Here is a 13,089-nt window from a genome sequence, read left to right as displayed (position 1 = left end):
TCAAGCGGCACGTAGGCGCCGCCCGCTTTTAACACGGCAAGCACTGAAACCACCATCTCCGGCGAGCGTTCAGCGAGCACGCCGACCATGCTTTCTTTGCGGACGCCTTTTTGGCGGAGCCAAACAGCGAGTCTGTCTGTGTACTGGTCAAGCTCGGCGTACGTCAGCATACCGCCCGGAAAACGGAGCGCCGGACGATGCGGCGAAAGCGCGGCGCGGCGGGCAAACAGTCCGTGAAGCGTCGGAGCCGGCGGTTCAACCGTTTCTGTACGGTTAAACGCATCCAGCATACTTCTGGCTTCACGCGCATCAAGCAATGCGATCTCGGAGGCGCAAATTTCAGGATCGGAGATGACTGAATTCATCATATGCCGTAAAAATGTTTCGATATTCTTCATAAAAACGCTGTCGTATATACCGGTATCAAAGTTTAAGCGGATATAAAGAGAATTTCCCGGAATCACCTTTATGCTGCATCCGTAGTTTGTGACTTCCTCCATCGTGAAATCTTCTACCGCAAAATCAAATGAACCGGACTGACTCACATTTTCAATTTCACGCTGGGCCGGCACATTTTCAAACACGATAATGTGGTCAAACAGCGCTTGCTTCAAAGGGCTTTGCGCTTGAATGTCATACAGCGGATAATAGCTGTACGCTTCTGCTTGCAGCGTCTCCTGCTGCAAATGCCTGACGAGCTCCAGAAAAGAAAATGAACCGCTTTTCACCCGCACGGGAATCGTATTAATAAACAGTCCCACCATTTTTTCCACGCCTGCGAGATCCGACGGCCGGCCGGAAACGACAGAACCGAAAACGGCGTCATCACAGCGGCTGACACGCTGCAGCAACATGCCCCACAGTGCCTGGAACACTGTATTCAGCGTTGCTCCCGCCCTTGCCGCAATGTTCTTCAGCTCATTTGTCTGCTCTTCAGAAATGGTGAAAACCGCCTGCTCAAGTTCGCCATTTGGTTCCGCGGATTTTTTCGGAAGAGACGCCGATTGCTCAAGATCGGCAAGTCTCGTTTTCCAAAAAATCTCGGCTTCTTTACGATCCTGCTTCATGAGCCATTTAATATACTTACCATATGGCTGAACAGGCTCGAGAGACGGGAGCCGCCCGTCTCCCAGAGATTGATAGATCATCAGAAATTCCTTCATGACAATCCCGAAGCACCAGCCGTCCATGACGATATGATGATGGCTCCAGATACAAACATAGCGTTCAGGCGCTTTTTTCAAAATGGAGACTCTCATGAGAGGGTCTGATTGCAAATCAAAGCCTTTATCTTTATCTTCTTTTCTGAACCGGTCGGTATATTTGTCTTGTGCCTTCTCGTCCAAATGAGAAATATCATGAAACTGAACGCGGCTCGGCCTGTTTTTCAACACGACTTGGCGGGGCTTCGCCACATTCTTATGAATAAATGTCGTACGGAAAATATCGAATCGTTCAAAAACAGCATCTATACTTTTTTGGAATCGTTCCCGGTCAAGCTGTCCGTTGATCGTAAACACCGCTTGTTCGAAGTAGGCTCTTGAGTCATGATCCAACAGAGAATGAAAAAGCATGCCCTCCTGCATAAAAGATAAAGGATATATATCTTGTATTTCCGGTTGCTGCCCCATTGCGCCACTCCTTTTCTATAGTTTGTTGACGGCTCCCATAATGTCACTCAGATCTTCCAGCGTTAACTCCTCGTCACTGAAATCAGCGGCGCTCCATTCACGCTCCTCTTTGCCTGTGCAATGCGAGATGATCTGCTTGAGAAAGGCATGAAAATATCCCGTCAAAACTTCAATCGTTTCTTTTTGATACTGAAAACGGTTGTACACGACATGCATGCTGAGACATTCCGACGATACGGAGCCGCTGATATCAAGTGTGTACGGACGTTCCCAGTCTGGGCTGACTTCATTTCCCGCTTTTACGGGAGAAACACCAAAGCCGCTGGAACGGATCTCCCTGTCAAACTGCCCTAGATAGTTAAAACTGATTTCAGGAGAATCGGATTCAGTCTCTTCCCAGAGTTTGCTTATATACTTCAGCACCCCGTATCCCGCTCCTTTATGCGGAATGCGGCGCATCATGTCTTTTGTCCGCTTAATGTGATAGCCGAGCCGCTCGCCGTCATCAGCCTGATCTTGAAAACTTGCGTCAACCAATACCGGATAAATTGACGTAAACCAACCGATTGTTCTGCTGATATCAAGATGCTCCAAGTGCTCTTCCCTTCCGTGGCCTTCCATGCTGATTTTGAATGTCTCGTTTCCGGTCCATCTGTTCAGCGCAAGGCTTAACGCGGCAAGCAATAATTCACCCGTCTCTGTTGTGTATGCTCTGTTCGCTTCCGTTAACAGCTGCTCAGTCTCCTGTTTCGTCAATGTAACGGTCATCACATCTGTATCTTTCAGAAGATTGGAAGAAATGCGGGCATCTTTCGGAAGCGGTTCGACCGCCGCTCTTTCTCTTTCGGACCAGTAGTCTGCTTCCTGTAACAGCCGGCGGCTTTTAGCATAATCAGAGATTTGCTTCGCGTAAGTCTGATAGGAATCGGTCTTTGCCGGAAGCGCGGTTTCTTTTCCTTCGAGCACCTGCCTGTAGCATGCGGTGAGATCTTCAAATAAAATCCGCCATGACACCCCGTCAATGACAAGGTGATGAATGGAAAGCAGCAGATGATCGCCATCATTAGCGTGAAATAATCCGACAGCTACGAGCGGACCCGTCTCCAGCCGAATGGAAGTTTGAATACAGGCGGCCGCCTGTTCAATTGCGGCGTGCTCCTCTTGTAATGACCCTTTCCCTCTCACGTCAAGCGTTTCAAACGTAAAGAGTTCTTCTTCAGAAAGCTTTTCCGCTCTGTTATATTGAATCACCGATCCGTTTTGCGTGCCGCATACCATCCGTAATGCGTCATGATGAACCGCAAGCTGTGCCAACGCTTTTCTCATAGCAGATTCATTGATTCTGTCCGCACTGCGGAGCATAACCGACTGATTAAAATGATCATGCGGCAATGATTGCGACAAGAACCAGTGCTGGATCGGCGTCAGCGGAACGTCTCCCGTGACGGGAGCCTGATCAATCACGCGGCGGACTTTCCGGAGCCGCATCGATACTTCTCCCAGTGTCTGATGCTCGAACAGCTCGCGGACGGTCGTTTCATAGCCCTGCTGTTTCAGCCTCGCACATACTTGCAGCGCTTTAATCGAATCCCCGCCGAGATGGAAGAAATGAGCATTGGGACCGAGGCCTTCAACACCTAAGAGTTCTTCCCAAATGTCAGCCATCATTTCTTCAGTTTCATTTCTCAGGCTGATATCATTTCCAAGGCTATCATTTAATTCAGGCTGCGGGAGCGCCTTCTCGTCCAGCTTCCCATTCGCCGTCAAAGGCAGTTCATCAAGCGCTATCAAGCGGGCGGGAATCATATATTCCGGCAGAAAAGCTCTGAGAGAGGCCTGAATCTCTGCTTCTTTTATCTTTTCGTTCCCGTGTAAGACCGCGTATGCGTAAATGGAGTGCTGACCGTGCTGATCAGCACGTGTGATCACGGCGGCCTCTTTCACGGAGGAAAGCTCTTGCAGCGCTGATTTAATTTCTCCCAGCTCAATTCTGTGGCCTCTGACTTTTACTTGCGCATCTTTCCGCCCGACATATTCCAGCTCGCCATTTGAGAGCCTTTTGGCGATATCACCCGTCCGGTAGAGCCGCATGCCGGAAACGTGCGGATTCGTGATGAAACGGGAGGCGGTTAAATCATCCCTGTTTACATATCCCCTCGCGACGCCTTCCCCGCCGATATAAAGCTCACCGGGAATTCCGATCGGCTGCGGATTCATATAGGCGTCCATAACAAAAGCATGAAGGGTTTCCAGCGGTCTGCCGATATTGCTTTTGTTTCTCTCAATATCATCCATATTCAGTTTTTTGCATGTGACGTGAACCGTGGTTTCCGTAATACCGTACATATTAACAAGCTCCGTCTCCGGGTACTTCTCTTTCCAGCTTTTCAGCATGCCGGGCTGAAGCGCTTCTCCGCCGAAAATGACATATCGAAGCTTCAGCTTGTCCGTATGCCCGGCCTCTTCATGAATGAGTCCGGAAAAAGCCGTCGGCGTTTGGTTCAGCACCGTTACGCCTTCACTTTGCAGCAGCTGCCGGTACAAATGCGGATCACGGGCTGTGTCTTTCGGCACGATAACTACCTTTCCGCCGTATAAGAGCGCGCCGAATATTTCCCAGACAGAAAAATCAAAGCAATAGGAATGGAACAGCGTCCAGACGTCTTCAGAGCCGAAATCAAACGGCAGTCCTTTATGTGTGATAAGGCTGATGACATTGCGGTGTTCCGTCATAACGCCTTTCGGTTTTCCTGTTGTGCCCGATGTGTAAATCACGTAAGCCGGCTGTTCAGGCGTTATTATTTCTTTCGTTCTGTCTGCTGAAACGGATTCAGGCTTATCGATGTATAAAACCGGCAGCCCGTCCATTCCGGATATCCCAAGACCCGATTGCGTCAACAGAACACGCGCGCCGCTGTCAGTCAGCATAAATGAAATCCGCTCGTCCGGATAGTCAGGATCAATCGGCAGATAAGCTCCTCCCGCTTTTAAAATACCGAGAATCCCAATCAGCATATCCGGAGATCGTTCGGTCATAAATCCGACAATCTGTCCGGAGCGGATGCCGTTTTCCGACAGCATATCGGCGATTCGATCCGCCTTTTCATTGAGCTCGCGGTAGGTGAGACGCTCATGAGACATGACGGCTGCAATTTGATCCGGCATTTTTTCCGCCTGTGCTTCGAATAAACTGACAATCGTTTCATGCCTCGGATACTCCGCCGTTTGATTTTCCGCTTGAAGAAGCATCTGCCGCTCGTTTATGCCCAGCAAATGAATGTCAGACAGCTTCCGTTCGTAATCTGCTGCAATTTGTCCTAAAAGCTCTTTAAAATGACCGGCCCACCGTTCGATCGTATCTTTTTCAAACAACGCGGTACTGTATTCAAAATGAAAATCCAGTGAGCCATCCGGCCGTTCCTCGGCATGAAGCGTCAAGTCGAATTTTGAAATGTCATGCTTCACTGCATGTGAAGAAACGGATAAGCCCGGAAGGTTCACTTCGAAATCATCACTGTTTTGCAAAACGAGCATGGCATCAAACAGCGGATTGCGATTGACTTCCCGGTGTGTATCAAGCTTTTGGGCAAGTTCTTCAAACGGGAAGTCCTGATGTTCGGCCGCGCCGAGGGCGAGCATTTTCACCTCTTCTAAATAAGCGCGGAATGTCTTATCCCCTTTCGGCCTGCTTCTCATTGCCACGGTATTTACAAACATGCCGATGACCCCGTCAAGCTCAGCGCGGCTTCTGCCGGCCGCAGGTGAACCGACGACAATGTCTTCCTGCCCGCCCAATTTAGAAAGGAACAAGGAGTAACTTGCCAAAAGAATCATATACAGTGTCGAACCCGTCTCATCCATGAGCCGGCGCAAGTTCTCCGCCGTTTCCTTTTGAAGGCGCGTTCGAACAACGGACCCGCTGAATTCAGGAAGCTGAGGGCGCTTTTTATCGAGCGGCAGATCAAGAACGGGAATGTTTTCCCCGATCGCATCCAGCCAATAACGCTCATGTCTTTTGAATTCTTCAGCGGCAAACCGCTCATGCTGCCAGACGGAAAAATCTTTGTACTGGAGTTTTAACGGCCGCAACTCTTTTCCTCTGTACAAATCCGTCAATTCTTGAATCAGAACGCTCATTGACACACCGTCTGCGATAAGATGATGCATATCAAGCAGCAGAAAATGACGTTCTTCAGTAACTTTGGCTAAAGTCACTCTCAAAAGCGGCGCTTTTTCCACGTCAAACGGTTTGACGAAAGTTTCCATCACCTCTTGAAGAAGGTTCCCGGATGGCATGTGAATCTCTGTGAGGTCAAGATCGACATGTGCATGTATGTGCTGCATCGGCTCCCCGTTTCGTAAAACAAATGATGTGCGTAACGCTTCATGCCTTTGTAACAGCGCTGAAAAGGCTTCGTGCAGACGATCCCGGTTGAGTCTGCCGCTCAGTTCCAGACAAGCGGGCATATGATAGCCCGTACTGTCCGCTGCAAGCTGATGAAGGGCATAGAGCCTTTTTTGCGCAAAAGATAGCGGGTACAAGTCCTTTGCCTCCGCAGGCGTGATTTCTGCATATTCTCCTCTTTTCCTCTGTTCAAGGAAGCGGGCCATGCTCTCGATGGTCGGATGTTCAAAAACATGGCGGACGGCAAGTTCAATTTGCAGCCGTTTATGTATGTTTGAAACAAGCGACGCGGCTTTCAGCGACTGTCCGCCGATTTGGAAGAAATCATCTCTCATACTGATGTGTTCCCGTTTCAGCACTTCTTGCCAAATAGACAGCAGCTCAGTCTCAAGCATTGTGCGCGGAGCTTGATAATCACCGGTTCTCCCGGCTTCTTTCGGCTCAGGAAGTGCGGCCCGATCAAGTTTTCCGCTCACAGACAGCGGCATTTCCGTTAATTTGGTAAAGCTTCCCGGTATCATATAAGCAGGTAATCTCCCGGCCAATTCGGCATGAGGGTCAAATGTCACACCCGCATTTTCCAGTACGACATAAGCTGCAAGCTCCTGTTCCCCGTCCGCCGTTTTGCGCACCATGACTGCCGCCTCTTTTACCCCGGACAGACTTCTGAGTGCCGTTTCGATTTCTCCTAATTCAATTCTGTAACCTCTTACCTTCACCTGATCGTCAAAGCGTCCCATATATTCAATCGTTCCGTCCGGTAAAAATCGGGCTGCATCTCCCGTTCTGTACAGCCGTTCACCTTCACGAAACGGATGAGGGGTAAAGACTTTGCCCGTCAGCTCTTTTTGCTGAAAATATCCATCCGCCAGACCTTTTCCGGAAATACACAGTTCACCGACGGCTCCGACCGGCTGCAGCCGATCTCCGTGCATCATATAGACAGAAGTGTTGGCAATCGGGCGCCCGATCGTAATCCGGCTGCTTTTTTGCAGGTTGCGCAGAATCGTCGTGGCCACACTGTTTTCCGTCGGGCCGTATTCATTCAGCAGCTCGGCATTCGGGCATATGCCGCGGCTCGCTTCCACGATATCAGGAGTGGCCGCTTCCCCGGCAAATGTCACCGCCCGAAGTGTCTCTGCATCTTTTTTCGTCAGCGAATCAAGCAGAACGCGATACAGAGACGGAACGATCAGAAGATGGCTCACTCCGTGGCGGGTGATTTTCTGTTTTATTGAAAGGACGTCTTTCGCATCATCTTCATCAGTTAACAATACACAGGCGCCCGACAGAAGCGGAGTGAAAAGACTCGTTAATGACCCGTCAAATACGTATGAAAAAAGATGAAGCGCTATGTCCCCTTCTGTCATCCCGTATTCTTCACGCCGCCATTGCAATGTATTGCTGATCGCTTTGTGTTGTACAAGCACCCCTTTCGGCCGGCCTGTCGTTCCGGAGGTGTAAATGACATACGCCCAATTTCCGCTGTCAGATACCGGCGGAAGCGGTGCGGTCTGCTGGGAAACCGTTTCCTCCATGATGACGACGTTGCCCTTGAAATGCGGCGGAATGAGGGGGAGCAGGTCCTTTTCGGTCACGAGCAGTGAGGCTTCACTGTCTCTCAGTAAAAATGAAATCCGTTCAGGCGGGAATTCCGCATCAATCGGCATATAGGCGCTGCCCGACTTCCAAATTCCGAGCAGAGCGGCAACCGTACTCATTGATCGGCGCAGCATAACAGCGGTGATCTGGTCGGGGCATGCGCCTTTTTCCCTTAACGCATGCGCAATCTGATTCGCCCGCTGATTTAATTTCTTGTAGCTCCAGCTTACCCCGTTATATCTCAACGCCTCTTGGTCAGGCGTTTTTGCCGCCTGTTCTTCAAACAGCCCATGAACGGTTGTCTCAGGGTACGGACGGTTTGTTTCGTTAAACGAATGAATCAAGGCTTCTTCCTCCGGAGGCACGAGACTGATGCTTGATAAAAGCCTGTCCGGATCTTCCGTTACACAGGAGATGACCTCCAGAATATGCCCTTTGATCCGTTTCATGTCTTCCCGATCGTAGATGCCCGCATTGTAGCTGAATTTCACATAAAACTCTTCTCCCGGAACGATGACGACGTTAAGATCGTAATTGGTTTCTTCCGCCATCGAAAAGTTTTCAAGTGAGAGCGCACTGCTTTCGGTTTGCTTCCAGCCGTTTACCGCAGTCTGCATCTGAACCGGATAATTCTCAAAAACCAGGATGTGGTTCAATAGATCTTTTTGCAGGCCGCTTTCGTTTTGGATGTCATAAAGCGGATAATAGCTGTGCTCTTCCGCAGCGAGTGACTCTTTTTGCACCTTTTTGAGAAGAGAAGAAAAAGTCATATCCCCAGCCGCGCGCACCCTTACCGGCACGGTATTGATAAACAGTCCGGCCATTGATTCGATGCCGGCGATAGCTGACGGCCTGCCGGAAACAACTGAACCGAATACCGCATCTTCAGTGCCGTTGTAACGGTGGAGAAGCAGTCCCCAAATGCTCGTAAATAAAGTATTCAGCGTGACCCCGGTGCTTCGGGCAATGTCTGTCAGCTTTTGCACGGTTTCAGACTCAAGGGAAAATTGAAAATGCTCAGATGCATAACCGTTTTGCGCCGGCTTATTCTTCGTTTGCGGAACGGAAACGACTTCTCCGTAATCTTCCAAGCAGCGCGACCAGAACGCTGACGTTTCTTCTTTATTCCGGCTTCGGAGCCATTTGATATAAGAGCTGTACGGAGCCGGACTGCCGAGGTTTACAGGCCGCCCGTTCCGGTTCGCATAATACATGCTGAAGAAATCTTTCAGCACAATGCCCAAGCTCCAGCCGTCCATCATAATGTGATGGTGAGTCCAAACGCACGTATGGCTGTTTTCTCCCGTTTGAAAAAGAGTCAGGCGCATTAAGGGGCCTTTTTGCAGATCAAACCCCTTATGCCGGTCGGTTTCCTTGAATTCCTCAATGATGCTTTGCTGCCGTTCTTCCGAATAGTCTGAAATGTTCTCAGTCTGTACGGCTGTGTCACGGCGTGAAAGGACAACCTGCTGCGGCCCTTCAAGGTCAGGCACTTCTTTTATGAAAATCGTTCTGAAAATATCATAACGGCTGACAAGCATATCCAGACTTTTTTGGAATGTATCAATGCATAAATCCCCGCTGACTGTAAACGAAATCTGCTCGACATATGCGTTTGATCCGGAATCCAGAAGCGAATGAAACAGCATGCCTTCCTGCATATATGATAAAGGGTAAATATCTTGAATTTCTGTCGCTTGTGTCACGAATGCCACACACCTTTTTATGAAATTAAAGTCCTTTTACGAGATCTTCAATGCTTGATAGTGCTTGAGCGGTCAATTCTGTATGGCTGTAATCCGTTAATGTTTTTTCCCGCTCTTTCTTGCCGGAACAGTGGGCGATGATGTCCTCGAGGTGAGTATGGAAACGATTCATGAAGAACTCGATTGCCCCCGGTGCAAATACATCGGTATAAACGGCTTTTACCTCCAGTTGCCCGGCCGCCACCATCGCGTTAATATCCAGATCAAACTCGCGGATGCGCCCGGCCGCTATATCATGCTGCGGCTTGAACGGTGACATCTTCAGCGTTCCCTCAAGACCGTCAAACGCACCGAGATAGTTAAAGCTTATTTCTGGGTCTTTATAAAGAATGTTTCGCGAATATCTCAGCAGCCCGTAGCCGGTTCCGTGATGAGGAACCCGTCTCATCATGTCTTTTACCGTCTTTATGCTGTGAGCGGTTTTTTCGCCTGAGCCGTCCGGCACTCTCATATCCAAAAGCACCGGGTAAACAGATGTAAACCATCCTGCCGTTCTTGACATATCAATGTCAGGCATATGCCCCTGGCGCCCGTGCCCCTCAGTGCTGATAAGGATCTGTTCGGAACCCGTCCACTCATGAAGCGCCATTCCAAGCGCCGTTAAAAGCAATTCATGAACATCCGTTCCGTATGCCTGCTGTGTTTCCAACAGCAGCTGTTTCGTGACTTCGCTGCTTAATATCCACGATGCAGTGCGCGCGTTTTCCTGCAATCGTCCGGCGTTTTCATCAGTTATTTTCGGCAGCGGCGCTGTTTCACTAGACATCACGCTGTCCCAGTATGCGGCTTCCTCCAGCAATGCTTTGCTTTTGGAAATGTCAAAAAGTTCTTCGGCATACTTTATATAAGAATCGCTTTTCGGCGGCAGTTCGATTTGTTTGCCGTCCAATGCCTGCTGATAAGCTGTCTGCAGATCTTCAAGCAATATCCTCCATGACACGCCGTCCACGATAAGATGATGAATCGTTATAAGAAGATGGTCGGCTTCCTTCTGACGGAACACTCCGAGATGAAGCAGAGGCCCCTGATCAAGACGCATAGCCTGCTGTATTTCTTTTTCCTCAGCGGCTATCCGTTTTTCGGGCTGCGTTTCTTCTGAAATATCTATGACGTTAAGCGTAAATATTTCTTCATACTGCTTTGTGATTCCGCGATTATATTGAACCGTTTCCCCATGCTCATTTTCAGTGAAAGTCATTCGCAGCGCATCATGATGTTCGGTCAGCGCGCAAACCGCCTGATACAGCGCATCTATTTCGAGGCTGTCTTCACTGCACAGCATGACCGCTTGGTTATAATGAAGCTCAAACGCACCCGGCTCCTCAAAAAATCTCTGCTGGATCGGTGTCAGCGGAGCGCTTCCTTCTATCGGCCCCTGATCAGCAGTTGCAACAGCCGGCGTGAGGTGCTTCGCGAGTTCTGCAATCGTCGGGAATTGAAACAAATCGCGGATCGACATGTTCCAGCCTTCTCCGGCGAGTCGGGCTGACACTTGAAGCGCCTTAATGGAATCTCCCCCAAGCTCAAAGAAAGAGTGATGGATTCCCGCTTTCTGAATATGAAGCACATCTTCCCAAATCCGGCATAACATCGCCTGTTTTTCATCGCCGGGCGCGACAAATGCCTGGGATGAATGTATCTCTTCTGCCGGCAATGCCGATTTATCAAGTTTGCCGTTCAGTGTCAGGGGCATGCTGTCTAAACCGATAATATGGGACGGCATCATATAAGCCGGGAGCTCCTGCATTAGAGACTGGCGAAGTGATGAGATATCGGCCTCTTTAGGAACGATGTATGCCGCTAATCGGGCTTGTCCTTCGGCATCTTTCATCACGGTAACAGCCGCTTCTTTGACTTGATCGTGTTTCAAAAGCACACTTTCTATTTCTCCCGTCTCAATTCTGTAGCCTCTGATTTTTACCTGCTTATCAATCCGCCCTTGAAAACGAAGAGTACCATCCGGCAGCCAGCAAGCCTGATCTCCGGTTCTGTAAAGCGTTTCTCCCGTTTGTAACGGGTCACTGAATGCGCCCTCTGTCAGCTCAGGCTGTCCCCAATATCCTTTGGCGACGCCGGCCCCTCCGATATACAGCTCTCCGAAAACGCCGATCGGCTGGACCTGTTTGTCTTTGTTTAAGACGTACATTTGTACATTCGGAAGCGGAACACCGATCGGCACATCATCTTCCCGCGGCTTTTCGCTCATTTCGGCTTCATAATACGAAGAATCAATTGTCGCTTCTGTTACACCGTAGCTGTTAATGATCCGCATTTCTTTTCCGAAGCGTTCATGAAGCGTATAAAAATCCTGCGACTTGATCATATCTGAACCCAGTACCAGTATTTTTACACTTTGCAGCGCGAGCTTCCGGCGATATATATATTCCATAAACGGAACAATCAGCGCGGGTGTCGACTCCATAAACGTGATACGGTACTGATCAATGAGCCGATAAAGCTGTTGCGGCTCAAGCCGGACGTCATCCGGACAAATGACAAGCGTTCCCCCGTTTAGCAGGGCGCGTGCAATATCTCCTGAAAATACATCAAATGAGAAACTCGCCATCTGCAGCACTCTGACCGGTATAAGATCAAGCTCATAAATCCTGCGCCATGCAAGTGCTGCATGCGTAAAGCTGCGATTTCTGACTTCGACTCCCTTCGGCGTTCCCGTTGTTCCCGAAGTATATATGATATATGCAGTATCATCCGGTGACGCTGCCGGCTGAATATTCTTTGCACAAATATCGTATTGATCTTCATGATCAAGCTGAATGAGAAATAAATTGTGATCCGTCAGCTGTGAAGCAAGTTCTTTGTATTCTGACTGCACCATCAAGACGGATGCCGCGCTGTCTTTTAATAAATAGCGAATCCGTTCCTCAGGATAATGGGAGTCAACTGGTATATACGCCCCTCCCGATTTCATGACGGCAAGAACACTGACGATCGCTTCAATCGAACGGTTTGCCAATATAGCTGCTCTTTTTCCCGGACCGAATCCATATTTGTGTAATGTTAGCGCAAGCCGATTTGCCCGCTCATTAAGCTTCGAATAGCTGATCTGTTGTGTTCCTTCAATAACAGCGGTCTGATGAGGCGTTTCTTCTGCTTTCTCTTCAAACAACTGGTGAAACAGTTTGTGTTTTTCCATGAATTCGGTTTGTGTGTTATTAAACTCAATCAGTAACTTTTGTTTTTCTTCTTCATCCAAAATGTCAGCTTTCGATAGTGTGACTTCCGGTTCGGCGGCAACATGGCGCAAGAGATTCAGTAAGTGGCCCATCCAGCGTTCAATCGTTTCTTTCATAAAAAGCTCGGTGCTGAATTCCATTTCAAAGCGGATGTTTCCATCGGATTCAGCCGCTGATAAGGTCAGGTCAAAACTTGATACATCATGTTCGGTATGTTCTGATCGTGACACCTTCAGACCGGCCAGATTTATCTCTTCTCGCTCCATATTCTGAAGAATAAACATCGCATCAAACAGCGGATTGCGGCTCATGTCCCGCTGCACGCCGAGCCGTTCCACCAGCTCTTCAAACGGATAGTCCTGATGCTCATACGCCTCAAGCGCCGCCTGGCGGACTTCCGCCAAGTAATCGGTAAACCGTTTGTCTCCTTTCGGCTCCGTTCTGATGGCCAGCGTGTTGACGAACATGCCGAGAATCGGTTCAAGGTCTTT

General features: G+C 49.3%; 3 protein-coding genes. All 3 read right to left on the bottom strand.

Going from position 1 to position 13,089, the window contains the following annotated elements; translation table 11 throughout:
* Nucleotides 1-1,631, bottom strand: a 1,631-nt coding sequence (locus AC1RRX_RS19185) for a condensation domain-containing protein (RefSeq protein ID WP_492870930.1), incomplete at its 3' end; no start/stop codon positions are given.
* 15 nt (nt 1,632-1,646) lie between these two features.
* The gene (locus AC1RRX_RS19180; protein ID WP_144465023.1) at nt 1,647-9,344 is read right to left on the bottom strand and encodes a non-ribosomal peptide synthetase; all 7,698 of its coding nucleotides are present in this window, start codon (nt 9,342-9,344) and stop codon (nt 1,647-1,649) included.
* Nucleotides 9,345-9,369: 25 nt separating this feature from the next.
* On the bottom strand, nt 9,370-13,089 hold a 3,720-nt coding region (locus tag AC1RRX_RS19175; protein WP_144502565.1), incomplete at its 5' end, for a non-ribosomal peptide synthetase.

This window comes from Bacillus sp. GW821-FHT11D08 (genome assembly GCF_058808515.1).
The sequence above is the reverse complement of the archived record's forward strand: the minus strand, read 5'-3'. Positions and strand labels throughout refer to the sequence as shown.